Here is a 24,945-nt window from a genome sequence, read left to right on the forward strand (position 1 = left end):
CGATGGACGCCTTAGTCGAAGCCAAAGGACATTATATCGACGCCGACCCCTATGCCTGGCCCTATAACGGCGCCCTGCGACCAGACAATACCGCCCTCATCATCATCGATATGCAAACGGATTTCTGCGGCAAGGGCGGCTATGTCGACCACATGGGTTACGACCTGTCGCTGGTGCAAGCACCGATCGAGCCGATCAAGAAGGTCTTGGCCGCCATGCGGGCCAAGGGCTATCACATCATCCACACGCGCGAGGGCCACCGCCCCGATCTTGCCGACCTGCCGGCCAACAAGCGTTGGCGTTCGCAGCGCATCGGCGCTGGCATCGGCGATCCCGGGCCTTGCGGGCGCATCCTCACACGTGGCGAGCCCGGCTGGGACATCATTCCCGAACTCTATCCGATCAAAGGCGAAACGATCATCGACAAGCCCGGCAAAGGTTCGTTCTGCGCTACCGATCTCGACCTGATCCTAAACCAGAAGCGTATCGAAAATATCATCCTGACCGGTATTACCACCGACGTCTGCGTTTCCACCACCATGCGCGAGGCGAACGACCGCGGCTATGAATGCCTGCTCTTGGAAGACTGCTGCGGCGCGACCGACTACGGCAACCACCTTGCCGCGATCAAGATGGTCAAGATGCAGGGCGGTGTCTTCGGCTCTGTCTCCAACTCTCAAACCCTTGTGAGCCAGCTGCCATGAGCACAGTCCGCGACACCCCTCTTCCGCAAGCCGGCAAGGCCGTTGGCATTGACACGATCGACATGACGATGCGCTTCGGCAGCTTCACCGCCCTCGATCACGTGTCGATCAAGATACCCGCCGGCAGCTTCCACGCGCTGCTCGGCGAAAACGGCGCCGGCAAGTCGACGCTCGTCAAATGCATCATGGGTTTCTACCACGCGACATCGGGCGCGCTTTCCGTCGATGGTCGCGAAGTGGCAATCGCGTCACCGAAGGACGCTGCGACCTATGGGCTCGGCATGGTCTATCAACACTTCACACTCGTTCCTTCGCTCACCGGAGCTGAAAACCTCGTCATCAGCCGCGCCGAAGTACCCGCTATCATCAATTGGGTGAAGGAACGCAAGGATCTCGCCGCCTTCATGGAGCGCATGCCCTTCAAGATCCCGCTCGATCGTCCGGTGAGCGAACTTGCCGCCGGCGAGAAGCAGAAGCTTGAAATCGTCAAGCAACTCTATCTCGGCCGCTCCTTCCTGGTGCTCGATGAGCCGACCTCGGTGCTGACGCCTGCCGAAGCCGATGAAATGCTTGGTCTCGTGCGCGGCATGACACAGCGCGGCAAGCTGACCGTATTGATGATCTCCCACAAATTCCATGAGGTCACGAAATTCGCCGATGCCGTCTCTATCCTGAGGCGCGGCAAGCTCGTCGGCAGCGGCAAGGTGGGTGAGCTTTCCACGGCCGACATGGCGGCGATGATGATCGGCGACGTCAAGCTCGCCGAACTCGATACCCGCGTTCCGATTTCCGAAGGCGCCAAGCCGGTCCTCACAGTCGAGCAGGTCAAGGCACCGGATCGCTCCGGTCTCAAGACCATCGAGATCGACAATCTCACCGTCCGCTCGGGCGAGATCGTCGGCATTGCCGGCATATCGGGCAACGGCCAGAAGGAACTGACTGAGATCCTTGCCGGCCAACGGCCGACCGATGCTGGCCGCGTCAGCGTCAAGGGCGAGATTTACGGCGCGACACGTCCGGAAACCCGCAAGAACAATGTTCGCTTCATCCCGGAAGAGCCTCTGCAGAATGCCTGTGCGCCACGCATGACGGTCAGTGAAAACCTCGCCTTCCGCACCTTCGATCTGAGGGCAGACGGCAAGGATGCGATCTGGCTGAACAAGGGCAAGATGAAGAAGCGCGCAACCGACCTGATCTCCGATTTCAAGGTCAAGACGGCATCCTCTTCGTCTCCGATCGCAGCGCTTTCGGGCGGCAATGTGCAACGCGCCGTGCTCGCCCGCGAACTGACTGGCGAGGTGGACCTGCTGATCGTCTCGAATCCTTGTTTCGGTCTCGATTTCTCCGCCGTTGCGGAGATCCGCGCCCGCATCATGAAAGCGCGCAATTCCGGTACTGCCGTTTTGCTGCTTTCCGAAGACCTCGACGAGTTGCTCGAAATGTCCGACCGCATCATGGTGATCTCCGAAGGCAAGCTGGTCTACGAGACCCCGGCACGGTCCGCCGATATCGGCGTCATCGGTGCGCATATGGCGGGGCATCACTAATGGTGGAGATCAAGGCAGAGCCTTTCGCCTTTCCGGTGAAGCACGACCAGCTTGCCCTCGTCGTCATCGACATGCAGCGCGATTTCGCCGAACCGGGCGGTTTCGGCGCCAGCCTCGGCAACGATGTCAGCCGTATCACCAAGATCGTGCCAGATGTCAAACGTCTCATTCAGGGCTTCCGCAATGCCGGTCTGCCGGTCATCCACACGATGGAATGTCACAGGCCCGACCTTTCGGATCTGCCGCCGGCAAAAAGGGACCGTGGCAATCCGACACTCAGGATCGGCGATGAAGGCCCCATGGGCCGGATTCTGATTTCCGGCGAGCCCGGCACGGCGATCCTGCCAGAACTTGCGCCGGTGAAGGGCGAAGTGGTGATAGAAAAACCCGGCAAAGGCGCCTTTTATGCCACCGAACTTGGAGAGGTTCTGCAAGACAAGGGTATCAAGCAGCTCGTATTCGCAGGCGTGACGACAGAAGTTTGCGTCCAAACAACCATGCGCGAGGCAAACGATCGCGGTTACGAATGCCTGCTCGCCGAGGAGGCGACGGAAAGCTACTTCCCCGAATTCAAGGCGGCCGCCATCGCCATGATCCGCGCCCAGGGCGCGATCGTCGGCTGGACGGCCCGTGTCGACGATATCCTGGAGAGCATCGCCCATGCCTGAAACCACCCGCGAACTGCTCACCTCGGGCGGTTGGAAGGAGCTGAAATTCGGCCCCTTCCGCGACGAGGTGACCATCCACTGGATCAAGCCTTTCGAAGGCGATCAGCCGGGCGTGGCGCTTCTGAAATACGAGGCAGGCGCCTCCGTTCCCCGCCATCGGCACGAAGGGCTTGAAACCATTCTCGTCCTCGATGGCGTGCAATCCGACGAGGCGGGCGACTACGGGCGCGGCAGTTACATCGTCAATGCACCTGGTACCGAACATTCGGTCTGGAGCGATACCGGTTGTGTCGTGCTGATCCAGTGGGACCGGCCGGTGAAAATATTGGACGACGAAGCAGCGTGAATTCGAAGGCCCATACTTCATCGCCCCGAAAGTTCGGCAAGACTCGCAGATAGACCAGCCCTGCGTTCAGAGGTTCCTCAGGCCGACTGGATAGCCTTGATGCGGTCGAGCCCGCCTACGATCGGGGCAAAATCGTCCCAGACGCCCTGCGCGCCCTTCTGCCATTCTTCCGGAGCTTCCGGCTTCAGCAGCTTGCCACCGTTCTTCAGCGAGATTTCCACCGAGGCCGCCTCGTCATCGACAATCAGTTGGTTGAAGTAGGCGGCACCTTCTGTGGAGGCTTGCTGGAAGACAGCCCTCTGCTCGTCATTCAGGCCACCCCAGAAGGTCGAGGAATAATAGACGATGCCTGAAGCCCAGATATGGCCGGTCTCAGTCATGTAGGGCACGACCTCATAGAGCTTGAAGCCTGCATAAGCCGATTTCGTGAGGTCCATGGCATCTGCAACGCCCGTTGCCAGTGCATTATAGGTCTCGGTGATCGGAATCCCGATGGGCGTCGTGCCAAAAGCGCTCCAGAGCCTGGTATGCAACGGGCTCTGAATGACGCGGATGCGCTTGCCCTTTAGTTGTTCCGGACGCGTCACCGGCTCCTTGGTCAGGAGATGGCGGGCACCGTAATTGATGAAATCGCCGACGACGAAATTCTGTGCCTGTAACTTGCCCTTCAGATCGGCACCGACATTGCCACTGACGGTGCGGCGGACATGATCGGCATCGTGAAACAGAAAGGGAAGGTCGAGGATCTGAAGTTCCGGCGCCCAGCCGGAGAGCGAGGAAACGGTGGAAAGACTGGCGTGGATGGAACCGAGGCGAACGCCTTCGGCTACTTCCTTTTCACCACCGAGCGCACCGTTCTTGACGATGTTGAACTTGAACTGGCCGGGCAGCTTGGCCTCGACCAGCTCGTTGATCTTTATCCAGATCTTCGTCTCCGGCTTGTCGTCTCCAAGCAAGGAAGCGACGGTGATCGTCGTCGTGCGGGCGGCCGCGGTGCGAACGAAAGCCGGTGCGGCAAGAGCGGTACCGGCAATCGCCGTGGTCTTCAGAAAATAGCGGCGATTGAGATTGTGCATGAATGAAATCCTGTCCGTTAGAAGATGATCGCCCAGACGCAAAGGATTGCGAGCGAAACGAGAAGGGCAAGCAGATAGGGAACGACCGCCCTGAAAAGGGCGGATGCCGGAATGCGGGTCACCCCGCTGACGACGAAGATCAGCATGCCCAGCGGCGGTGTCAGCCCGTGTATCATCAGGTTCACCACGATGATGACGCCGAAATGGATGGGATCGATGCCTGCGGCGACGGCGGCCGGCAGGAGGATCGGGCCGAAGAGCAGGATCGCAGCGCCGATATCGAGAACCAGTCCGACGACCAGCAGGATGATGTTCGACAGCAGGATCACGGCAAGCGCACTGCCGCCGAGCGCCGTCGTCAGATGAGAGATCAGGCCCGAGACATCGTCAACAGCCAGCAGGAAGGCAAAGGGACCGGCAGTGCCGATCAGCAGGCCAATAGCTGCCGCTTCGACAGCCGCCTGGCGAAAGGCGGCATAAAGAGAAAGCACACCAAGCCGAGCGCCGATGCCGAGCAGGAAGGTATAGAAGGCAGCAAGGGCTGCGGCTTCCGTCGTCGTGACGATGCCGATGCGGATGCCGACCACGACGATGACGCCAAGACCGAAGGCCGGGATCGCCTGGACGGCCGACTGCCAGCGTTGCGCCCCTGTGGCTCGCGGCATGGGCGCCTGATCGCGAACCGTCAGATGAATGGCAATGGCCAGACAGATGGCCATCAGCCCACCGGCAAAGAAGCCCCCAACCAGCAGCGAACCGACCGAAAGATTGGTGGCGGTTGCCAGGATCAGGAAGGCGATCGATGGCGGGATGACATTGTCCAGCACCGAAGTCGCCGCGATGATCGCCGCGGCTTTGGCCGGTGGATAGCCGTGACGGACGAGTTCCGGCTGGAAGGTCGATGCGCCAAAAGCGGCATTGGCGACGGATGAGCCGGAAGCGCCCGAAAAGAGCACACTGGTCAGCAGCGTCGTCTGGGCAAGACCGGCGCGGCGATGGCCGACCATGGCGGCGGCGAAGCGTACGAGCTGGTTGGCAACGCCCGATGCCGTCAGCAGTCCGCCGGCGAGCAGGAAGAAGGGGATGGCAAGCAACAGGAATTTCGAAATGCCCGTGACGGTCGACGAGACGATCGCCGGCTCCGGCAGGCTGCTGCCAAACGCGATAACCACATAGGCCGCGGCCAGGAAGGCATGTGGCAGGGGTGCCGCGAGTACCAGGCCGACGGCAGCAATCAGCCCGAGGAAGATGCTGGGCGGCCAATCGAGTTCGATGGAGATAAAAGGGATACCGGCATAGAGCGCGGCGCCGACGGCGAAGGAGAGCATGACCGGCCACGCCTTTCCTTCGGCGATGCGCTGCAGCATAAGCACGACGAGGATCAGCGCGCCGCCGGCGCCGAGGAAGCCGAAGCGGATCCATTCCGGCACGCCCAGTGTCGGGGAAGTACCTCCGAGCATAGTCATGATCTCGGAGCCGCCGAAGCTCAGGATAAGACCGGAGAGCACAGTGAAAACATCGGCGGCTACCTGCGTTGCCGGATGCAAACGCTGCGGCATCATCTTGGCGAAGACGTCGAGACGCATGGCAAGCGCGCTATTGAGGCTTAGCGGCGCGCCGAGTGCAATCAGCAACACATGCAGCCAGATGCCGAGATCCTCAGCGCCGATGAAACCGGCGGCAAAGAAATAGCGCATGCAGACCGTGACCAGCACCATGAAGAGCAACACGGCAAGGACCGACGCGGCGGCGACGCCAAGGACGGTTTCGATCGCCTTTAGAATGCGGCCGGCAAGCCCACCACCTGTCATCTCCCGTTCGGCTGGGTGAAATTCGCTTGCTGCCACAGGATTTGCTCTCTTGCCGAAGGATCAGGCACTCTTAACGGCAGAAGGTCGCAAATCAAAGAGCTTTGACCCGGGGTCGCCGCCGCAAGTGCGCGCCCTTCCGCCTAAGGCGTCCGGATCCCCGGGCTTCGAGATAGCCGGCAAAAGTGACCGGTCGCCAGTCGGCTCGTGCCCTCCCTCAAGGCAAGGGCGCGACGCAAGACAGTAAAGGGATTTCAACTACCCGGATGGCCGAAAGCAACGAGTTTGAACGCGAGGCAGCATCCAGCCGTTCCCGCTACTTCTTCTCACGCGTCCGATTCGTGAAATGGGCGTTTCCGAGGCCGGTGCCGATCGTGAGGACCGCCCAATTCGCAACGTCCTTCATCTGCGGCATCTGAGAAAGCCCCTGCACGACCGCGTCATTGTGCATCATGATGAACGTGTCATCGCCGCCGATCTGCGGAATAGCCTTTTTAAGTTCGAGCGGAAGATTGAAGTGATCGCTTTCCCAGTTTCCACCGGGCAGATTTTGCCCACCGCGCGTGATCGAACCATCGGCTTCAATCACTCCGGGACATCCTATACCGATCAGCGGGGCAAGCCTCAGCTGAGAGGCTGTCGCCTCTCCTATGAGCTCCTCGATCATGGAGGCGAGCTTGGAAATGGTGGCGGTACGACTGGGCTCGTCATCGGCATGGCGCCAAAGGATAGATTTCCGCACATGGGTCTCATCAAGATCCCGGCTTTTCCCCTTGCCGAACTCGACGATGCCGGCGCGCACGTTGGTGCCACCGATATCGACAGCCAGGATCGCTTCGTGGCCGTTCAGCATCCAGTCCGGCATGAGATAGACTGCACCGATCAAACCGGCTTCGTCCGCGTGATGGACGATAGGGACAAGCTCGACGCCGAGACCCGACGCGTTGAGCAGGATCTGCGTCCTGGCGATCGCCAATTCGCCGACACGCCCCTGCCGGAATCCACCGCCGACAACGATCCGTTCGGTTTTCGACCAAGCGCTGTCTTTGAGAAATTTTTCGATCACAGCAGCAAAATCCTGCGCAAAGCCCTCGATTGCAGCCATGACGATGGCGACCGCCCCGACATCGTCACCGCACAGGAAAGCATCGATCTTCTTCTTGGAGAGCTCTTTCGTCGGTGTCCGCCCCAGCGGATCCTTCCCGTCCATGCGCATCAGTTTACGGAGCTCTTCGAGCTTCAACTGGAAGGTTTTCTTGTTGGCGTCGTCGCCCAGAAACCCATTTTTGCCGCGCAGTTTAGAGCTGTGGCCGTCGACGATGACCGACGACAGTTCGGCGGCGCCGTGAACCAGCGGCGCCGTCCGGGTCTGCTTTTCAGATTTTGCTCTTGGCATCGATGAACCTCGACGTCGGCAGAAACCGCAAAGGATGGGACAGTGTAACGCGGGGTCAATGAGAGAGGTTCCACGAACGTCCGAACCGCTGGGGATAATCGACCGCGATCGAACGAAACCGGCTCTATCCGGAACTCTATGGTCATCCAGGGATTTTGCATGATGCAGGTCAGGTCAAGGAGTGGAAAACGATGACGCAAAGCGAAGCCGACAAAAGCCCATACCGGTCCCTGACTTTGACATCGCTCTTTGATGATCGAGGCGCCGCCGCACAGGCAGTTGAGAGTCTGAGGGCGGCCGGCATTCCGCAGGCAAGCATCAGCCTGATCGCAGAGGCGGAAAATGCAACGCAAAACGCTGACGAGAAAAATGGCCCGTCACACAAGCTCGAAGATTTTCTGTTCCCAGAAGCCGACCAAGCGATCTACAGCGAGGGGATCCGACGAGGCGGCCATGTGCTGACCGTGCGCGGGCTGGCACCTGACCGGCACGAACTCGCGCTCGACATTCTTGAGGACGCAGGCGCTGTCGATCTCGACGAGCGCATCGAGACGTGGCGATCTGAAGGCTGGAGCGACACACAAGCCTACCTTGACGAACTGCAGGAGCCGCCCACGGTGATCGATGGCGATGTCGCCGCCTCGCTTATCGGCAAAGGTCGAGGCAACGAGGTTGTACCTGTCATCACCGAGAAGCTCAAATTCGGCGAGGCGGGAGATGGAAGCCGCCCTCGCGTGCGAATCTACACCGTTGAATACGCATTGAAGAGCCCGGACGACAGGAAAGGGTCCAGTTCCCGATAAAACGCCACTCCGAATGAACTTTCTCGACCTGAGCAAGTGGGCGGCGCCTTCTCGGTTGCTCACCAGATGCTTAGCACCTCCAGCGCAATGCAGCGGTGGCAACGGGCGAATCCCATAGCGAAAACTCCTCATCCGTGAGGAAGGCAAGCGTGATGGAAAGGCCCTGCATGTCGAGCGAGGTCGCATAGGTGCCAACAAGCGAGCGTTCGACCTGCAGACCGTACTCCGACATGGTGCGAAGCGCAGAATTATAGGCGAGATAGAGTTCGGCAGGCGGTGTGCCGCCAAGTCCATTCACGAGAAGCAATGCTTTGTTTGTGCTTCGGTTGATATCGCTGAGAATCGTCTCGCTCAGATACCTGACAATCGTGTCAGCGTTGGAGAACCGCTCCCTTGAATGGCCAGGCTCGCCATGAATGCCAACGCCCATTTCCACCTCGTTCGGCCCGAGCGCGAATGTTGTGCGCTGGGTGTCCGGCACCGCGACGCCGGTCAGGGCAACGCCCATCGACCGGATGCGTGAGGAGAGACTGTCGCCAAAGGCCTTCAGTTCCGAAAGGGACCGACCCTGCTCGGCAGCCGCTCCAAGCAGCCTTTCCGTGATAAGCGTACCGGCGACCCCGCGTCGCCCACGACCGTCGCCGCCCCTCGTCGTTTCGATGTCGTCGCAGGCAAGGACCATTTCAATTTTATGCCGGTCTGACGCCATTTCTGACGCCATTTCGAAGTTCATGACGTCGCCATCGTAGTTCTTGACGACGAGCAGGCAGCCAGCACCGGTGTCTGCTTCCTCTATCGCACTGACGATCTGGCTCGGTGTGGGCGATGTGAAAATATATCCGACACAGGCAGCATCGAGCATGCCGCGACCGATGAAGCCGATATGCATCGGCTCATGGCCCGCCCCGCCGCCAGAAATAATGGCGACCTTGCCAGGAACCAGCTCACGGCGGCGTATGCATTTGCGGCCGGCGCCGAACACAACGAACTCCTGATGGGCGCGCACGAAGCCTTCGATACTCTCGGCGACCATAGTCTCTGCTGTGTTCATGAATTTCTTCATCAAGCCCCTCCCAAGGCGATGATCATGCCAATCATTTTGCATGTGCCACAAGGGCTTGCTTAATCCGGCAGCCCAGAAATTGCTGCGATCTTCTGCACCAGATCCGCAATCGCCTCCTCAAGCAGCCGGTTGCGTCTCTCGTCGCCGAAATCGGGCACCATCAGCGAAAGGTGCCGCAGTTTTTCCGAGGCGCCAAGTTCCGGCAGCTTGCCCGGATGTGCCGCTTGATAGGCATCCAGAAAGCGCTCCTGTTCAGCGACACTGAAATGGCACACCCGGAAGATCGTGGCGAGGTGTCGGGCAGGAAGCGGCGTTGCATAGGTCGGGCTTGTTATCTGCGTTACGAAACTGCGATGCTTGCCGAGTTCCGTCGCAAGGCGCTGGCGTGTTCCGGAAGGCCTGTTGTCAATGATTTGCGCCAGAATGGACTTATAGGCGATAATGGCGTCTTCCGTGTCTTCGCGCGCCATCCTATTCTCCGGCTGCCTTTGTCCCATCTGCCCTCAGGCTGACGATTGCCGATCTTATCGCGGGAAGCTGAGCAGGCGCCACGGAAAAATGCCGTATGCCTGCGGCAAGCAGGTTCGCGGTGAGGGACGGATCCCCCGCCATGTCGCCGCAGATGCTGACCGGTTTGCTCCCGGCGAGTTTTATAGCCTGAGTCAGCAGACGCAGTACGACCGGCACCGCCTTGACCTGATAACGCGCGAAGTCGGCATCCTCACGTGGCGATGCGACGAGATATTGTGCAAGGTCGTTCGTCCCGAACGAAAAGAAGTCAGCGCTTTCGAACTCATCCAGCATGAGCGCGGCCGCCGGAACCTCTACCATCATCCCGATCGGGGGTATGCGATGCGGGACGGCTCGCCGAGCAAGCTCGCCAGACTCTTCACGATAAATCTGCCTGATATCGTCGACGTCGGATGGAAACATCACCATCGGCAGCATGATATGAAGATTGCCGAAAACTGCCGCGCGTAGCAGCGCGCGGGCTTGAACACGTGCGATCTCCGGCCGGGCGAGCAGAAGACGGATACCGCGCAGCGATGGTGCTTCGGCAAGTCCGGCGAGCGGTTTGTCGCCGCCTATATCCAGCATGCGAATTGTCGTTGACCGGCCGTCTGCCCAATCCAGTAGGCGGCGGTAGATCTCGAACTGTTTTTCTTCGTTTGCGGCGTCCCCAAGCGATGTCAGGGCAAATTCGGAGCGCATCAACCCGATGCCGGCGGTTGTCGCAGCATCGACCGCATCGATTTCGTTGGGCGCGTTGACGTTGATAGCCAACAGGACCGGAGAACCGTCGGCCGTGCACAAGGTGCCGTTGTCGGCTATCGATGCCATGCCCACCGAGCGTTGTTCGGGCGGGGTCAACTGCTCCCTCCGCTCGGTTATCTGAAGCGTGATGATACCTGAATCGCCATCAACCCCGATATGCTGTCCCTTGTCCGTCGCGAATTGACCGGCACCAATGACCATTGGCACCGAGCGAGACCTGGCAAGCAGGGCGACGTGGCCGACGGCACTGCCGGCATAAAGAGCGATACCCCCACCTGCCGACCAGTCATGTGCCAGGAACCGACTGGGCTCCATGTCCTTTCCAACATAGATGGAGCCTGCGGGAAAGTCGTCGATCGGCGCCCCGGCAAGGATCGAAAGGACGCGATTTTTGACGTCGAGAATGTCGACCGCACGCGCCTGCAAACGTTCTTCCTCCGCGCATTCCAGCTCGCGGATATAGTCATCGAGTGTCTCGACCCAGGCAAATTCCATATTTTCGCCGGCATCGATCAGGGCACCGACCATCTCCATCAACGTCGGGTCCTGCAGCACTTCGATCTGAAACTCGATGATCTCGCCACTTTCGGGATCTGTCCCGCCTGCAAGGTCGCGTAATTCGCGGACAGCCTTGTCGATGGCATCGCCTAGCGCTGCGTGGCCGGAAAGGCTTGATGCCGGCGACGCGACGGCGGGGATCGGCTGAGCGACATAGACGGGTCCGGCTGCAATGCCTGGCGACGCGCCTATCGCTTTCAATTTAGGCGGTGCGACCATGCTTCTTTTCCTCATCGAAGTTACGCTCGACGAGACCCTTCAATGCGCGAACCGCTTCCTCGGCGAGGATCCCCTCTGCGCGAATCCTGAGCAACGATCCCTTGCGGATCCTGGCACCCATGATCTTGATGATGCTCTTTCCATTCAGCCAGACATCACTCCCGTTGATCGCGACTTCGATCGAGCAGGGAAACGATTTTGCAAGCCGGGTGAATGTGACCGACGGACGGGCATGCAACCCTACACCATGCTTGACCTCGACTTCCGTCTGGCAGCTGGCGTGCATCTGCTCACCCTCGCGGCTTTCTACGCGCAATCCACCGTTCATGAGGGTGATAGCTCCTCTGCCGTCGCAACGACCTTTGTCAACGATGCGCCGCCGGAAGCCTCGGCTGCTGCGATAACAGCCCCCTCCACGACGGGCGCATTGCAGATCGCTACCTGCTTCGACCGCGGCAAGCCAAGCATCTCAACCGCCATTTCACTGTTGGTCTCGGCTCCCCCGAGATCCACGAAGACGGCGACGCCCGCGTCAGACCAGGCCTCCTCGATGGCTTTGAGAATACCGCGGGCATCCGTTCCAAGCTCGCCGTGGCTGTTGCCGCCCGACCAGGCAAGCGGCACGCTGTCGCCCACCATCTGCTTCACCATATCGGCAGTACCACGCGCAACAAGCGGCGAGTGGGAAACAATCACAATCCCGACATTGGGGCCTTTACCACTCATACCGGTCGGTACTCCTCGAGGTAGCGGCAGATCGCAGTTGTCAGCAGCGCACAACTTGAGGCGCCCGGATCGACATGGCCGATCGACCGGTCTCCGAGATAGGAGGCACGCCCGCGCATGGCCCTCATCGCTGCGGTCAGCTCGGCAGAACGTTCGGCCTGGCGTGCAATGTCCGTCCAAGGCAATCGATGAGCGAGCGCGTCCTGGACGGGATAGAGAACGTCAAGAAGCGTCTTGTCTCCGGGATGCGAGCGGCCACGACGAGCGACAGCGTTGATCGCCTGTTTCAGTGCGGAAGAAAAGTCTTTCTCTTCCTCTGCGGCACGGAGCTCACGGCCCATTTCCATAAGCAGCGTTCCGTAAAGCGGGCCTGCCGCTCCGCCGATGCTCATCACGAGCGTAAGGCCAATTTTCTCGAGCGCATCAGGCAAGGGAAGGGTTGAGACTGAGGCGTCCTCGGCACTCACCGCTTCGCAGCCCCGCCGCATGTTCGTTCCGTGATCGCCATCACCAATGGCGCGGTCAAGAGCGCACAAGTGCTCGCTGTTTGCAGCGATCGTCGCACGGCAAGCTTCGATCAATCCCATGAGAAGAACCGGTTCTGCCAGCACCTAAGCCTCCCGCCTCCAGAACTCATACGAGCGTTGCGACGACCTCGAATACACCCGCCACGGCCACGGCACCCGGATCGGGGACGCCTTCGAGATCCCTTTCGCCAACGTAGGAGGCACGACCGGCCTTTGCCTGTCGCATCGCTTTTGTCGACTCGGCACCTGCCGTTGCCGCCCTTGCCGCGGCTGCGACACCCTCTGAAGAAAGGGCCGCCAGCGCAGGAGAAAGTGCGTCGACCATCGTGCGGTCACCCACAGCAGCGCCTCCATAGAACGTCATCCGATCAAGCCCGGCAAGCAGGGCAGCGGCGATATCCGCCTTTTCGGCCATGGACTTCGATGCGGCCGTGAAGAAGATCGAGAGAAGGACGCCGCTGGAGCCGCCCATGCTCGTGCTCAGTATCTCACCGATGGAGGCCATCGTCGCGGCAGGATCTTTCAGCGGAAGCATGTCGATGCGGGTAAGGATGCTGCGGGCTCCGGTTGCGACAGTGGAACCGGTATCGCCATCACCAACCCGGCCATCCAGTTGGTTAAGCTGGTCCTCCAGCGAAATCAGATGCTCGCAAAGTGCGGTCAGCAGACGACGATTATCCCTATCATCGCTGGCGGGTACCGCTTCGCTTTGCGTCGACGCCCGTTGCGGCGCGGCAAGGATAGCGATCTCGTGTCGCTCCGTCGCGGGCGGCCAGGCATGGGGCTCGACGGCGGCCCTAAGAGCGGCTTCACGCTCGGCGTCCAGTCGAATGAGCGACAGGGAAAAGCCGTTCATGTTGAGAGCGGTCATCATTGGCGCCGGTCCAACGATCAACCGAACACTGCTGGCGATCGGTGACGACAGCACAGAATTGGCGATGACACCCATTTCAAGCGGTGGCACGGCGCCCAGGTTGTTGATCAGCAGCGCATGATCTTGTGCAGCATCGAGCTTCGCCGCCAGTCGCTCGGTCATGGTCGCAACCAGATTGGCAATCGGCTGCAAGGAAATGCGCTCGACCCCCGGCTCGCCGTGGATACCGAGACCGAGTTCGCCTTCATTGGGACCCAGTCGATCCTCATGCGTTTGGCCCGGCACGCTACAGGTTGACAGCGACATGCCGAGCGAAACAATGCTGCCCGCTGCGGCGGTCGCAAGGCTCGCCACCGTCTTGAGATCGGCGCCTGCTTCGGCGTGATAGCCGGCGATCTTGTGCACGAAGAGCGTACCGGCGACGCCGCGGGGCTGGATGATACCGGGGATCGCGATATCGTCGGCAACGATGACCATCTCGACATCGAAACCTTCGGCGCGCGCCTTTTCGGCAGCGAGACCAAAATTGAGGCGATCGCCCGTATAGTTCTTGACGACCAGCAGAACGCCCTTGGGCCCGGTGACGGCGCGGATCGCAGTCAGCACCGCATCGACGCTCGGCGAGGCAAAGATCTCGCCAGATACTGCCGCAGTCAGCATGCCCTTGCCGACGAAGCCCGCATGCGAAGGCTCATGCCCTGCGCCCCCGCCGGAGATAATGGCGACCTTCGACTTGTCCCAGTCGGCACGCAGGATGACCTTGATCTCCGGGAACGCGTCGAGACGGGCAAGACGGCCGGCGCCGCTTGTCTGGATCAGGCCATCCAGGGCTTCGGTGACGATGGTTTCCCGGCGATTGAAGAAATGTTTCATGGAGAGGACCCGTCTTTCATGCCAGTGAGTTCGTTTCTTTCAGTTGCTTATCCAAGGCGTTGGCCGCTGGCATCGAAATAGAGTGGATCGCGCAGCGTCAAGCTTATTCGATCACCCGGCCGGATCGCCAGATATGGATCGGCAAGTGTAACCAGCTTGTGATCTCGCACCTTTATATGAAGGTGGTTCTGATCCCCCAGATGTTCGATCCAATCGATCTTCGCTTCAGCATTCTGATCGACAAGGATGTCGAGATGCTCTGTTCGCGCGCCGATCGTCTTCGTTCCCGGCGGCGGATTGGCGCCCGGAAGAAGATCGGTCGGCAGAAGGTTGATGTGGGGCTGCCCCAGACGCGCGGCGACGTGAAGGCTGGCCGGATTGCCATAGATTTCACGGGGCGTTCCGATTTGCAGCAGCCTTCCCTCCGAGACAATGCCGATCCTGTCCGCCATCGTCATGGCTTCGACCTGGTCGTGGGTTACGTAGAGCAGTGTCGAGCCGAGTTCCTTCTGGATGCGTTTCAGTTCCAGACGCAGTTCCGCACGCAGCTTCGCATCAAGCGATGACAGCGGTTCGTCCATCAGGTAGATGGCGGGCCGGCGCACCAGCGCCCTGCCAATTGCAACGCGCTGCATTTCGCCGCCCGACAGACGCGTCGAACGGTTTTCCAGCTTGTGGTCGATCCTGACCATGCGCGCAATTTCGCGGACGCGACGGTCGATCTCTTCGTTTGTCAGCCTGCGCACCGGCGCCCGCAACGGAAACGCAAGGTTGTCGTAGACCGTCATGTGCGGATAGAGCGAATATTGCTGGAAGACGAAGGCAACATCCCTCTCGGCCGGTGCTTCGCTTGCGACGCTTCGACCGCCTATTTCAATGCGACCGCTGTCTGGGCGCTCCAGGCCGGCAATGAGGCGCAGCGTCGTTGTCTTGCCAGCGCCGGTCGGCCCAAGCAGAACGACGAACTCGCCATCGCGGATGGAAAGGTTGAAATCAGAAAGAGCCTGTGTATCGCCGAAGCGCTTGTTGAGGCCCTTGAGAGCGATGTCAGCCATGACGCTCCTCCGAATAAAGCGCCGAGGCGATGGCGCGGCCCGATTGGCAATCGAACAGCGCAAGCTTGGCCGGATTGAACTCAAGGCCAACTGTCTCACCGATGCGGAAGTTGCGGTTCGCCGGAACGCGTGCCTTGATGACGCCGCTCGAAGTCTCGATCGCCACCACCTGATTGGTTCCGAGATATTCGCTGCCGTAGACGGCGCCGCGCAAGGGGGAAGTATCACTGAAGCGGATGTGTTCCGGCCTGACGCCAAGCGCCAATTCAGTCTCCGTCAGATCCTGGCGCACCTCCGGTATGCTGACATCGACGCCATGCAGCGAGACGGATTGATCGCCGCTGCGGAGGCCTGAGGTGAAGCGCATGAAATTCATCGGCGGTGAGCCGATGAAATCGGCAACATACATGGTGGCCGGCTTGCTGTAGATTTCCTGCGGCGTCCCGAATTGCTCGATGACGCCGTGGTTCATCACGGCGATTTTGTCGGCCATGGCCATCGCCTCATGCTGATCATGCGTCACATAGACCGTCGTCGCGTGGATGCGGTTATGCAGTTCGCGCAGCTCATGGACCATAACCTCGCGGAATTCGGCGTCCAGCGTCCCAAGCGGTTCATCCATCAGGAAACACTTCGGACGGCGTACGATCGCGCGGCCGAGGGCCACGCGCTGGCGGTCGCCGCCCGCGAGTCCCGAGACGGAACGGTTCAGAATATGATCGATCTGCAGCAGCCGTGCGGTCTCTTCCACGCGTTGGCGGATTTCCGCCTTAGGCATGCCTTGCGACAGCAGCGGAAAGCCGATGTTCTTGCGCACGTTCATGTGGGGATAGAGCGCAAAAAGCTGAAAGACGAAGGCAATATCGCGGGCGCTGGCACGGTTGAAGGTGACGTCCTCTCCGTCGAGATAGATCTTGCCGCTGGTCGGCAATTCCAGGCCGGCGATCATACGCAGCGTCGTCGTCTTGCCGCAGCCCGAGGGGCCGAGCAGAGCCAGGAACTCGCCGTCATGGATGACGAAGCTCGAATCCTGCACAGCCACGAAGCTGCCGAACTGCTTGCGGAGATGTTCTATCCTGATGTCCGCCATGGCTCACTCCGGAAACTTCGAGACGATGATGAACATGGCAGTGCCTGCGAGCAGCGTTACCAGCGAATAGGTATAGAGCATGAGAAAAAACGGCTGGAAGAGCATGAGGAAACCAATGGCAATCAGGGCGGTCGCAATGTTCTCCATAGGCCCCCTGCGTAAAAAGAAGGGGCGTTTCGGGCGGGAGGATGGGCGCGGAGTCTCGATGAGATTGGTCATTTGCGAACCGCTCCGAAAGTGATGCCGCGCAAGAGTTGCTTGCGTAGCAGGATGGTAAAGACGAGGATCGGGATCAGGAAGATCGTCGTTCCCGCAGCAACTGCCGGCCAGTCCTGACCGCCTTCGCCGATGATGGTCGGGATGAATGGCGGTGCCGTCTGGGCTTCACCCGAGGTCAGCAGTGCGACAAAGGCATATTCGTTCCAGGCAAAAATCAGGCAGAAGATCGCAGTGGCGGCAATGCCTGTGGTTGCTTGCGGCAGGACGACCTTCCAGAACGCCTGCAGCCGGGTGTATCCGTCTATCATCGCAGCCTCTTCATATTCGCGCGGGATCTCGTCGATGAAGCCTTTCAGCAGCCAGACAGCAAGCGAGACGTTGACCGCCGTATAGAGCAGGATCATGCCCAGCGCCGTGTCGGAGAGGCCAAGCTCGCGGTACATCAGATAGATCGGTATGGCGACCGCGATCGGCGGCATCATGCGCGTCGACAGGATGAAGAAGAGAAGGTCGTCGGCGAGCGGCACCTTGAAGCGCGAAAATCCATAGGCGGCAAGGGTTCCCAACGATACGGCGAGGAAGGTCGAGCCGAAAGCAATCACCAGAGAATTGACAAAGCGCGGCAGGAAATTCGAGGGTCCCGCAATGACCATGTTCCGCTTGCGGGTCACCTCATCACAGGTGCCGGTCGGTGCAGGAAGAGAGGCGATGTATTCCGGCGTCTGGCGCGTTCTCGTCGTCAGCAGATTGCAATAGCCTTCCAACGTTGGCTGGAAGATGATCTTCGGAGGGTAGCTGATGGAATCCGGCGGGGATTTGATGCTGGTCAGGAAGATCCAGACGAGCGGGATCATCGTAATGAGGGCGTAGAGGATCACGATAGCGCCGGCAATCCTCTTGCTGGTCGGGCTCGGCTCGACGACCGAATGGGCTGAGGTAACCGAGCTCATCGCTGCTTCACCTTGTTGAGTGCCTTGACATAGATGTTGGCGAGACCGAACACGGCAACGAAGAGGACAATGGCAAACGCCGACGCCCGTCCGGTTGCCCAGCTTTCGAAGGCGGCCCGCTTCAAGGTGATGGAGGCAACCTCGGTGGTCGAACCCGGGCCACCACCTGTCAGCAGTGTCACCATGTCGAACATCTTGAAATTCTCGATACCGCGGAACAGCACCGCAAGCATGATGAACGGCAGTGCCATTGGCACGGTGATCGACCAGAATTGCCGCCAGGCGGAGGCGCGGTCCACTTCGGCTGCCTCGTAGATATAATCGGGGATGGAGCGCAGACCTGCCAGGCAGATCAGCATGACATACGGCGTCCACATCCAGGTATCGACGATGATGATCGCCCAAGGAGCCAGTGATACGCTGCCGAGCATCTGGATGTCGGCTGTGGGGATGCCGGTGACCAGGGAAACGGCATAGGCGAAAAGACCGATCTGCGGCTCGTAGAGGAAGCGCCAGAAATTGCCGACGACAGCTGGAGACAGCATCATCGGGATCAGGATCAGCGTCGTCCAGAAGGCGTGGCCGCGAAACTTGCGGTCGATCAGATAGGCGAGCGTAAAGCCGATGACGGTCTGCAGCAGGATCGTCCAGAAGACGAAATGCGCCGTCGTCTGCATCGCCTGCCAGATGTCGGGATCGGTCAGCACCCGCTCGTAATTGCCCAATCCAACGTTCTGGACCGGGGCATTCGGGCGGTTGGCGCGATAATTGGTGAACGACAGGTAGATCGCCCAGATAAGCGGAAAGATGTTGATAGCGAGAAGCAGGATGATGGTGGGCGCGATAAACACCCAGGCAATCGCTCGATCGGACAGTCCGCGGACGCGGCGGGCAACCGGTGTCGGTGTCGCCCTGGCAGTCGCATCTGCAGCTTTCTCGACCATGGAGGAAGAGGAAATGTTCAAGGTATCACCTGGTCCTTGCGTATGTGACACATGTGGCGGCCCGGCAGTCTTGGCGATCCGGGCCGCCACTCTGGCAAGAAATTTGCGCATCCAGCCGGACACTAGATCTTGCCGTCGTCCTTGAAGACTTCGGTCCAGTCCTTCACCAGTCCATCAAGCGCCTCTTGCGCGGTGCCGTTGCCGGCCACCACATAGTTATGAACGCGCTTCTGCATGTCCTGTAGAAGGGTCGCGTAGCTTGGCTCGGCCCAAAAATCCTTCACGATCGCCATCGAGTCCAGGAATGCCTGGGCATAGGGCTGACTGGACGCAAAGTCAGGAGCGTTCACCACCGATTTCAGGCAGGAATAACCGCCGAGCTGCCACCATTTCGCCTGCACCTCGGGCTGGGCGAACCACTTGATATATTGAAGAGCGGCGTCCTTCTTGTCGGAATAGGAAACGACCGAAATGCCCTGTCCGCCGAGCTGAGCGAAGTGTTTCTTTTCAGCCGGATTGGGGAAGAAGCCAATCTTGTCGCCACCCACCTTCTCGTCCTTGTAGAGGCCAGGCCAGGTGAAGGCGAAATTCATCTGCATGGCGACCTGGCCGGATTTGAAAGCATCGGCAGATTCGACCATGTAGACATTGGAGCTACCGGGCGGAGTGCAGCAATCATAGAGCGCCTTATAGAATTCCAGTCCCTTCACCGCATCGGGAGAATTGACGAAACCTTCCATCTCATATGGCTTGTCAGGGTTGTCGTACTGGAAGCCCCAGTCATACAGCACGTTGGTCACGCCCATCGTGATGCCTTCGGAGCCGCGCTCGGTATAGATCGAAGCACCGTACACGGTCTTCCCGTCGATTTCGCGCTTCTGGAAGAACTCGGCGATCTGTTTCAGTTCGTCGTAGGTCTTGGGCGCTGCGAGCTCCCGCCCGTATTTTTCCTTGAATTCCTTCTGCAATTCAGGCCGCTCGAACCAGTCCTTGCGATAGGTCCAGCCTACGACATCGCCCATGGCGGGCAGCGCCCAGTAGTTCGGCGTATTCTTCGGCCATTCCGAATAGCCAACCACCGTCGCCGGCACGAAGTCATCCATCTTGATGCCTTCCTTGTCGAAGAAGTCGTTAAGCTTGACGTAGTGGCCGTTTTCCGCCGAGCCGCCGATCCACTGGCTGTCGCCAATGATCAGGTCGCAGAGCTTTCCGTGAGAGTTCAATTCGTTGAGAAAGCGGTCGGCATAGCTCGTCCACGGCACGAACTCGAACTTCATTTCGGTGCCGGTTTTGGCGGTGAAATCTTTCGAGAGCTCAACAAGCGCGTTGGCCGGGTCCCAAGCCGCCCAGCAAAGTGTCAGTTGATCGGCTTTTGCGAGATTGGGCAGCGCCGACGACATGACAAATGCCGAGGCCAGCCCGAGAAGGGCTTTCGATTTCTTTTGCATACGTTCCTCCCAGAACCAAAGCCGGCTCCCCGCCGACATGCAAGTCCACCAATTTCAGAGACTGCCTACATGAACTCCTCAACTCTCATGTTTAGCAATATGTTTAGTAATAGACATTTTTATAAACATTGCAAGCGACAATCTCCGCAGCCAATCATCCATCCCGCGACGATGCAGCCCGGCGGTGGCTTGATGACTTGAGGTCAGGACGAAGCTATGGGCAGGAGGAAACGCGCCGGGTATGCTCAATCAATTGAAAGGAAATCGGCTGGTGTCTGCGCAGATGGATCACAGCGGGGATATGCAACAGGCGGCGCCCGGTCTTTCGGACGTACTCGGCCCTGGTCTGTCGGTTGTCTTTTGTGGCTTGAACCCCGCGCTCACAGCGGTCCGGGACGGCCACAATTTCTCCTCGCCCAGCAACCGCTTCTGGAGGGTGCTGCACCTTTCCGGCTTTACGTCGCGCCTCCTGCGCGCCGATGAAGAGCGGGAGTTGCTCCAGTATGGATGCGGCATCACTGCTGCCGTCTCGCGGGCCACGAAGAGCGCCAGCGAATTGAGGCTGGACGATTATAAAAGGGCAGCACCGCTGCTCGAAGCGAAGATAAACAAGTTCGCGCCGGCCAATCTGGCCTTTCTCGGCAAGGCTGCCTTTGCGGCGATCAGCGCGCGGACGGACTGCGACTGGGGAAGACAGAGCGAGGTGTTCGCCGGCGCTAACACCTGGGTTCTACCGAACCCCAGCGGGCTCAACAGAGCTTTCGGTTTCGATCGGCTGACTGCCTGCTATCGCGATCTGAAAGCGGAAATCCAGCCACGCATCGGTTGAGCTCCATCCGCGAGCGTGCCGACGCCTACTAGCTTACTCCATTGAATACCACCATCTTGTCATCAGCCATCTCCTGCATCGTCCAAGGGATACCGCCGATGCCGTAACCGGACTGACGGCGGCCTGCAAACGGCATCCAGTCCGTTCTGAACGCAGTATGGTCGTTGACGAGAACGGCCGCGGCATCCAGACGTTTCGCCGCACGGAGCGCGACGGCGATATCGGAGGAAAATACGCTCGCCTGAAACGCATATGGCAGCGAATTGGCACTCTCAATCGCATTGTCGAGGTTCCGGTAACCGTAGACGCAGGTCAGCGGGCCGAAGACTTCGAGTTGCGAAACTTTTGCGTCCGTCGGCGGATTGAGCAGGACCGAGGGCAAAAGCGTCGTTTCCGACAGACGTCCGCCTCCGAGCTGTTTTGCTCCTGCATCGACGGCTTCCCGGATCCAGTTCGAAACCCGCTCCGTTTCGCGGGGCAGGATCAACGGCCCAACCTCGGTTTGCTTGAGGGTTGGATCGCCAACCCGAAGGGCTGCGACCGCGGCAGCAAGTTTCTCGGTGAACGGCTCCAGAATATCGTCGTGCACGAATATCCGCTGGACCGAGACACAGACCTGGCCAGCATGATAGTAGCCGCCTTTGACTATGGGATTGACGACTGCGCCCGCATCCGCACTTCGATCAACGATAACCGGTGCGGCACCGCCATGTTCAAGCGCGCATCGCGTGCCGGGCGGCAGCTTGCTCTTGAGATACCAGCCGACTTTCGCAGATCCGATGAAGCTTAAAAACGCGACGCGGGGATCGGTCGCGAAGGATTCAGCAAGCACATTGTCATCGGTGACGAAGCTCTGGCACCAGCGTTCGTCCAGACCGGCTTCCCAAAGCAGCTTCACTATTTCGATACACGAGATGGGTGTCGTTGCCGCAGGCTTTACGATGACCGGGCATCCGACGGCAATGGCCGGCGCAATTTGATGAACGATGAGATTGAGGGGATGATTGAACGCCGAGATCGCCGCGACAACACCGATAGGCTCTTTCGTCGTGAAGGCCAAACGGTTCAGGCTCGCTGCAGTCAACCCCATCGGGATTTCCTTGCCGCCGAAGTTGCGGATCTCATCGGCGGCATTGATCAGCCCGTCGATCGCTCGCGTGACTTCGATGATGGCGTCCGTCAGCGGCTTGCCCCCTTCCCGCGCAATCATCGTGGAGAAACGGTCCTTGTTGTCGCGCAGCAGTTCCGACGCCCTTCTCAGGACAGCCATGCGCTGATACGCAGGCATCCACCCGTCGCGATCGGCAAAGGCTTTCGCCGCAATATCCAGCTTGCGATCAAGTGCGGCGGCGTCATCGACCGGCACCTCGGCGATGATCGCTCGATCAAACGCCTGATAAACCTTCAGGGTAGCCGACATCTCATGCCTCCAGAATTGTCGGGAGCCGTTCGCGCAGCTCCTTCACCAGCACACGTTCATTCTCCGAATAGTCGACGGGGACATTGACCAGATGCACGCCCCCACCCCTAAACGCATCCTCGAGGACCTGTTTGAACTGACCGATATCGTCGACCCTAGATCCTTTGGCGCCATAGGATTCTGCATATTTGACGAAGTCGGGATTGCCAAACGTCATTCCGAAGTCCGGAAATTCGTCCACGGCCTGCTTCCAACGGATCATCCCGTAGGCATCGTCCTCGATGACGAGAACGACAAGGTTCAGTTTGAGCCGCACGGCAGTCTCCAGCTCTTGCGAATTCATCATGAAGCCGCCGTCGCCGCAGATCGCCATGACCCGTCGTTCCGGGTAGAGCATCGAAGCGACCATTGCCGACGGAAGGCCAGCTCCCATCGTCGCGAGCGCGTTGTCGAGAAGCAGCGTGTTCGCCATCCTGGTGCGATAGTTGCGAGCGAACCATATCTTGTACATGCCATTGTCGAGAGCGAGGATGCCATCATGGGGCATGACCTCCCGGATGTCGTGGACAAGCCTCTGGGGTGTAAATCGTCCTTCGGTCGCCCGGTCTGCAATGCGGTCCAGAATTCGCTCCCGCAGGTGAAGAAGTGCCTGCGCGTTCGGCAGCTTGCCTTCCAGGCGATCGGCGAGCGCCTTCAGTGAAGGCCCCATGTCCCCGATGACCTCGGCTTGAGGAAAATAGACCTGCTCGACTGGCGCGGGCTGATATCCGACATGGACGACTTTCGGTCCGCCCTTACCCATGATGAACGGCGGTTTTTCGATCGTGTCATGACCGATCGTGACGATCAGGTCTGCCTGCTCGATGGCCTCGTGGACATAGTCGCGCTCCGAGAGGGCCGCTGTGCCCATATAGAGCTCGGTTCCGCCCGGAACCGTTCCCTTCCCCATCTGGGTCGTGAAATAGGGGATGCGCGTTCGAATAACGAACTGGGCAATGTCCGACGTGGAGCGAGGGCGCGAGGCTGCTGCTCCAAACATGAGCAATGGACGCTTGGCTGATGCAATCAGCTCAGCGGCGCGATCAAGCGCAGCGTCACTTGCAGTCGGCAGTTCAAGCTGATGCGGCGCCACCAGCGCGACATCTTCGCACTCTTCTGCCGCGATGTCTTCAGGCAGTTCGAGATGAACTGGACCAGGCCGTTCCTCCTGCGCGATCCTGAATGCCTCCCTCACGAGAGTCGGGATCATCTGCGGCGAGACGATCTGACGCGTGAGCTTGGTCAGCGGCTTCATTGATGCGATGACGTCGACGATCTGGAAGCGAGCCTGCCGCGATGAAAGAATACCTTTCTGGCCAGTGATCATCACCATCGGCATCGCGCCGAGAAGAGCATAGGCCGCTCCTGTCGACAGGTTCAGCGCTCCCGGACCAAGCGTCGTAAGGCATACGCCAGGCTTGCCCGTCAGCCGTCCGTACGTCGCTGCCATGAACGCAGCTGCCTGCTCGTGTCGAGTGAGCACGAGCTGGATTGAGGATTTGCGGATGGATTCGACGACGTCGAGGTTTTCCTCGCCGGGAATGCCGAAGATACGCTCCACGCCTTCATTCTCAAGAGCCGCAATAAGGAGATCCGAGCCTTTGGTCATGGAAGGTGCCCTGTGCTTTGACGACGCGGTCAGCGACGCGATGAGAACTTGAGGCACCGAACATAGGCCGATTTACCGTCCGAACCAACCGCACCCTCAATGCGGATTTTGCATGCGAGATATGCTCGCAAACCCTCCCTCGGAGTTTGGAGTTTCACTGCGTCAAGCCATTAACGGCGTACATCGCGTGCGCGGCGCCTCGACGTCGTGCATTTTTTATTCAGGCTGCCGGAAAGAGGTTTGGATTTGTCCGCCCGGTGGTGCGTTCAGCTTGTAGCCCGCCCGCGATAAAGCGCGGCACCCAGGCGCCGCACCCCATCTCCCGGTCGGCTGCCGCCAGGTCTCTGATCGTTGGTTGCCGATAGGCAGTCCCTATCGTGTAAACATCAGCCGCATGCGCGCCAGAATGCCCTTCACGCCCGGTATGGAGGCGGCTCTGAGATGGCGGGCGACGATACCAGCGTCGACCCGTGCTCCAAAATGGCAGGAGCAGACAAGCCCATGCAATTGGCGATCGTTAAGATCAAAGAAGCTCTGAGCATCCCCATAGGTATCGCCCTCTAGACCGGCGGCACGCAGAACCGGATCGGCATAGGCTACGGATATGGGAGACCCGGTGATCCGCATCATTATCCGCTGGTCATGGGGGAGATATTCGGTTTCCCGAAGGGTAACGAGCGAACGCGCAGGATCGTCTTCCAGGAGCTCCGCCCACCGGCCCAACCGCTCTGCCCGAGACAATTGTGGCGTGGTACGGCTGACCCTGGCTATAGCCTTCAGCTGATCGACTGCGTATTGTTCCATGGCGGCCTCCTATTTGGAAAATAGACTGCACGCCCCCATCTAGAACGTTGATCCCAACTACGCTGCCTGTCCAAT

25 protein-coding genes are annotated in these 24,945 nt (G+C 59.6%); 6 read left to right on the plus strand and 19 right to left on the minus strand.

The features are described from left to right. Positions 1-2 precede the first annotated feature (2 nt). The 4 genes from FHX06_RS18915 to FHX06_RS18930 are packed head-to-tail and all read left to right on the plus strand — an operon-like array spanning position 3 to position 3,265. Positions 3-704: a cysteine hydrolase family protein gene (locus FHX06_RS18915; protein WP_183880452.1), complete on the plus strand. Its 702-nt coding sequence runs from the start codon at positions 3-5 to the stop codon at positions 702-704. Then, on the plus strand, positions 701-2,251 hold the full coding sequence (locus tag FHX06_RS18920; RefSeq protein WP_183880454.1) for an ABC transporter ATP-binding protein: 1,551 nt from the start codon (positions 701-703) through the stop codon (positions 2,249-2,251). The genes FHX06_RS18915 and FHX06_RS18920 overlap by 4 nt, the downstream gene beginning before the upstream one ends. Then, entirely contained in the window at positions 2,251-2,919 is a 669-nt protein-coding gene (locus FHX06_RS18925) for a cysteine hydrolase family protein (RefSeq protein ID WP_183880456.1), read from the plus strand. The genes FHX06_RS18920 and FHX06_RS18925 overlap by 1 nt, the downstream gene beginning before the upstream one ends. Beyond that, positions 2,912-3,265 (plus strand): cupin domain-containing protein, encoded by a 354-nt coding sequence (locus FHX06_RS18930; protein WP_113212343.1) that lies wholly within the window; start codon positions 2,912-2,914, stop codon positions 3,263-3,265. The genes FHX06_RS18925 and FHX06_RS18930 overlap by 8 nt, the downstream gene beginning before the upstream one ends. 77 nt (positions 3,266-3,342) lie before the next feature. On the opposite strand, the gene FHX06_RS18935 is transcribed toward FHX06_RS18930, so the two are convergent. From FHX06_RS18935 to FHX06_RS18945, 3 genes are all read right to left on the minus strand, one after another. Next, entirely contained in the window at positions 3,343-4,341 is a 999-nt protein-coding gene (locus tag FHX06_RS18935; RefSeq protein ID WP_113212342.1) for a TRAP transporter substrate-binding protein, read from the minus strand. 17 nt (positions 4,342-4,358) lie between these two features. Next, complete coding sequence (locus tag FHX06_RS18940) at positions 4,359-6,188, minus strand: TRAP transporter large permease subunit (RefSeq protein ID WP_113212341.1); 1,830 nt, start codon at positions 6,186-6,188, stop codon at positions 4,359-4,361. 277 nt (positions 6,189-6,465) lie between these two features. Continuing rightward, the gene (locus tag FHX06_RS18945; RefSeq protein ID WP_183880458.1) at positions 6,466-7,545 is read right to left on the minus strand and encodes an ROK family protein; all 1,080 of its coding nucleotides are present in this window, start codon (positions 7,543-7,545) and stop codon (positions 6,466-6,468) included. Positions 7,546-7,736: 191 nt separating this feature from the next. Between FHX06_RS18945 and FHX06_RS18950 the strand changes: the two genes are divergently transcribed. Next, positions 7,737-8,348, plus strand: coding sequence for a hypothetical protein (locus FHX06_RS18950; protein ID WP_113212339.1), 612 nt, complete (start codon positions 7,737-7,739; stop codon positions 8,346-8,348). Positions 8,349-8,418: 70 nt separating this feature from the next. Here FHX06_RS18950 and FHX06_RS18955 read toward each other — a convergent pair whose 3' ends face one another. The 13 genes from FHX06_RS18955 to FHX06_RS19015 all read right to left on the minus strand — a co-directional run bounded on the left by FHX06_RS18955 (position 8,419) and on the right by FHX06_RS19015 (position 20,169). Beyond that, positions 8,419-9,411 (minus strand): dihydroxyacetone kinase subunit DhaK, encoded by a 993-nt coding sequence (locus tag FHX06_RS18955; protein WP_112542430.1) that lies wholly within the window; start codon positions 9,409-9,411, stop codon positions 8,419-8,421. Between the two features lie 59 nt (positions 9,412-9,470). Next, positions 9,471-9,881 (minus strand): hypothetical protein, encoded by a 411-nt coding sequence (locus FHX06_RS18960; protein ID WP_112972335.1) that lies wholly within the window; start codon positions 9,879-9,881, stop codon positions 9,471-9,473. A 1-nt stretch (position 9,882) separates the two neighbouring features. Next, positions 9,883-11,463, minus strand: a complete 1,581-nt coding sequence (locus FHX06_RS18965; protein WP_113212338.1) for a putative PEP-binding protein — start codon at positions 11,461-11,463, stop codon at positions 9,883-9,885. After that, the gene (locus FHX06_RS18970; protein ID WP_112542433.1) at positions 11,447-11,791 is read right to left on the minus strand and encodes an HPr family phosphocarrier protein; all 345 of its coding nucleotides are present in this window, start codon (positions 11,789-11,791) and stop codon (positions 11,447-11,449) included. The genes FHX06_RS18965 and FHX06_RS18970 overlap by 17 nt, the downstream gene beginning before the upstream one ends. Continuing rightward, positions 11,788-12,189, minus strand: a complete 402-nt coding sequence (gene dhaM, locus FHX06_RS18975; protein ID WP_113212337.1) for a dihydroxyacetone kinase phosphoryl donor subunit DhaM — start codon at positions 12,187-12,189, stop codon at positions 11,788-11,790. Before dhaM ends, FHX06_RS18970 begins: the two co-directional genes overlap by 4 nt. Then, positions 12,186-12,776, minus strand: a complete 591-nt coding sequence (gene dhaL, locus FHX06_RS18980) for a dihydroxyacetone kinase subunit DhaL (RefSeq protein WP_113147905.1) — start codon at positions 12,774-12,776, stop codon at positions 12,186-12,188. Before dhaL ends, dhaM begins: the two co-directional genes overlap by 4 nt. 46 nt (positions 12,777-12,822) lie before the next feature. Beyond that, positions 12,823-14,463: a dihydroxyacetone kinase subunit DhaK gene (locus FHX06_RS18985; protein ID WP_183880460.1), complete on the minus strand. Its 1,641-nt coding sequence runs from the start codon at positions 14,461-14,463 to the stop codon at positions 12,823-12,825. 47 nt (positions 14,464-14,510) lie between these two features. Next, on the minus strand, positions 14,511-15,518 hold the full coding sequence (locus FHX06_RS18990) for an ABC transporter ATP-binding protein (RefSeq protein WP_112972338.1): 1,008 nt from the start codon (positions 15,516-15,518) through the stop codon (positions 14,511-14,513). Beyond that, on the minus strand, positions 15,511-16,608 hold the full coding sequence (locus tag FHX06_RS18995; protein WP_018114792.1) for an ABC transporter ATP-binding protein: 1,098 nt from the start codon (positions 16,606-16,608) through the stop codon (positions 15,511-15,513). The genes FHX06_RS18990 and FHX06_RS18995 overlap by 8 nt, the downstream gene beginning before the upstream one ends. A 3-nt stretch (positions 16,609-16,611) precedes the next feature. Beyond that, the gene (locus FHX06_RS19000) at positions 16,612-16,827 is read right to left on the minus strand and encodes a hypothetical protein (RefSeq protein ID WP_029616411.1); all 216 of its coding nucleotides are present in this window, start codon (positions 16,825-16,827) and stop codon (positions 16,612-16,614) included. Next, positions 16,824-17,777, minus strand: a complete 954-nt coding sequence (locus tag FHX06_RS19005) for a carbohydrate ABC transporter permease (RefSeq protein WP_112972340.1) — start codon at positions 17,775-17,777, stop codon at positions 16,824-16,826. The genes FHX06_RS19000 and FHX06_RS19005 overlap by 4 nt, the downstream gene beginning before the upstream one ends. Continuing rightward, positions 17,774-18,742: a carbohydrate ABC transporter permease gene (locus FHX06_RS19010; protein ID WP_183848609.1), complete on the minus strand. Its 969-nt coding sequence runs from the start codon at positions 18,740-18,742 to the stop codon at positions 17,774-17,776. The genes FHX06_RS19005 and FHX06_RS19010 overlap by 4 nt, the downstream gene beginning before the upstream one ends. 101 nt (positions 18,743-18,843) lie before the next feature. Continuing rightward, positions 18,844-20,169, minus strand: coding sequence for an ABC transporter substrate-binding protein (locus FHX06_RS19015; protein WP_018114796.1), 1,326 nt, complete (start codon positions 20,167-20,169; stop codon positions 18,844-18,846). Positions 20,170-20,452: 283 nt separating this feature from the next. Here FHX06_RS19015 and mug point away from each other — a divergent pair, with 283 nt between their 5' ends. Then, positions 20,453-20,998, plus strand: a complete 546-nt coding sequence (gene mug, locus FHX06_RS19020; RefSeq protein ID WP_183880681.1) for a G/U mismatch-specific DNA glycosylase — start codon at positions 20,453-20,455, stop codon at positions 20,996-20,998. 28 nt (positions 20,999-21,026) lie between these two features. Here mug and FHX06_RS19025 read toward each other — a convergent pair whose 3' ends face one another. From FHX06_RS19025 to FHX06_RS19035, 3 genes are all read right to left on the minus strand, one after another. Next, on the minus strand, positions 21,027-22,418 hold the full coding sequence (locus FHX06_RS19025) for an aldehyde dehydrogenase family protein (protein ID WP_183880462.1): 1,392 nt from the start codon (positions 22,416-22,418) through the stop codon (positions 21,027-21,029). Between the two features lies 1 nt (position 22,419). Then, positions 22,420-24,066, minus strand: a complete 1,647-nt coding sequence (locus tag FHX06_RS19030) for an acetolactate synthase large subunit (RefSeq protein ID WP_183880465.1) — start codon at positions 24,064-24,066, stop codon at positions 22,420-22,422. A 372-nt stretch (positions 24,067-24,438) separates the two neighbouring features. After that, positions 24,439-24,870, minus strand: a complete 432-nt coding sequence (locus FHX06_RS19035) for a hypothetical protein (protein WP_018114800.1) — start codon at positions 24,868-24,870, stop codon at positions 24,439-24,441. Positions 24,871-24,945: the final 75 nt, after the last annotated feature.

Origin of the sequence: Rhizobium sp. BK512, from assembly GCF_014194915.1 — a bacterium.
In the GTDB taxonomy this organism is placed as follows: Bacteria; Pseudomonadota; Alphaproteobacteria; order Rhizobiales; family Rhizobiaceae; genus Rhizobium.

Coding starts and splice junctions, on each gene's coding strand:
- FHX06_RS18985 (WP_183880460.1), bottom strand. CDS start 14,463: ATGAAACATTTCTTCAATCGCCGGGAAACCATCGTCACCGAAGCCCTG.
- FHX06_RS18990 (WP_112972338.1), bottom strand. CDS start 15,518: ATGGCTGACATCGCTCTCAAGGGCCTCAACAAGCGCTTCGGCGATACA.
- FHX06_RS18925 (WP_183880456.1), top strand. CDS start 2,251: ATGGTGGAGATCAAGGCAGAGCCTTTCGCCTTTCCGGTGAAGCACGAC.
- FHX06_RS19035 (WP_018114800.1), bottom strand. CDS start 24,870: ATGGAACAATACGCAGTCGATCAGCTGAAGGCTATAGCCAGGGTCAGC.
- FHX06_RS19025 (WP_183880462.1), bottom strand. CDS start 22,418: ATGTCGGCTACCCTGAAGGTTTATCAGGCGTTTGATCGAGCGATCATC.
- mug (WP_183880681.1), top strand. CDS start 20,453: ATGGATCACAGCGGGGATATGCAACAGGCGGCGCCCGGTCTTTCGGAC.
- FHX06_RS18920 (WP_183880454.1), top strand. CDS start 701: ATGAGCACAGTCCGCGACACCCCTCTTCCGCAAGCCGGCAAGGCCGTT.
- FHX06_RS18970 (WP_112542433.1), bottom strand. CDS start 11,791: ATGAACGGTGGATTGCGCGTAGAAAGCCGCGAGGGTGAGCAGATGCAC.
- FHX06_RS19030 (WP_183880465.1), bottom strand. CDS start 24,066: ATGACCAAAGGCTCGGATCTCCTTATTGCGGCTCTTGAGAATGAAGGC.
- FHX06_RS18915 (WP_183880452.1), top strand. CDS start 3: ATGGACGCCTTAGTCGAAGCCAAAGGACATTATATCGACGCCGACCCC.
- FHX06_RS18935 (WP_113212342.1), bottom strand. CDS start 4,341: ATGCACAATCTCAATCGCCGCTATTTTCTGAAGACCACGGCGATTGCC.
- FHX06_RS19000 (WP_029616411.1), bottom strand. CDS start 16,827: ATGACCAATCTCATCGAGACTCCGCGCCCATCCTCCCGCCCGAAACGC.
- FHX06_RS19015 (WP_018114796.1), bottom strand. CDS start 20,169: ATGCAAAAGAAATCGAAAGCCCTTCTCGGGCTGGCCTCGGCATTTGTC.
- FHX06_RS18930 (WP_113212343.1), top strand. CDS start 2,912: ATGCCTGAAACCACCCGCGAACTGCTCACCTCGGGCGGTTGGAAGGAG.
- FHX06_RS19005 (WP_112972340.1), bottom strand. CDS start 17,777: ATGAGCTCGGTTACCTCAGCCCATTCGGTCGTCGAGCCGAGCCCGACC.
- FHX06_RS18945 (WP_183880458.1), bottom strand. CDS start 7,545: ATGCCAAGAGCAAAATCTGAAAAGCAGACCCGGACGGCGCCGCTGGTT.
- FHX06_RS18950 (WP_113212339.1), top strand. CDS start 7,737: ATGACGCAAAGCGAAGCCGACAAAAGCCCATACCGGTCCCTGACTTTG.
- FHX06_RS18960 (WP_112972335.1), bottom strand. CDS start 9,881: ATGGCGCGCGAAGACACGGAAGACGCCATTATCGCCTATAAGTCCATT.
- dhaL (WP_113147905.1), bottom strand. CDS start 12,776: ATGGGATTGATCGAAGCTTGCCGTGCGACGATCGCTGCAAACAGCGAG.
- FHX06_RS18955 (WP_112542430.1), bottom strand. CDS start 9,411: ATGAAGAAATTCATGAACACAGCAGAGACTATGGTCGCCGAGAGTATC.
- dhaM (WP_113212337.1), bottom strand. CDS start 12,189: ATGAGTGGTAAAGGCCCCAATGTCGGGATTGTGATTGTTTCCCACTCG.
- FHX06_RS18965 (WP_113212338.1), bottom strand. CDS start 11,463: ATGGTCGCACCGCCTAAATTGAAAGCGATAGGCGCGTCGCCAGGCATT.
- FHX06_RS18995 (WP_018114792.1), bottom strand. CDS start 16,608: ATGGCGGACATCAGGATAGAACATCTCCGCAAGCAGTTCGGCAGCTTC.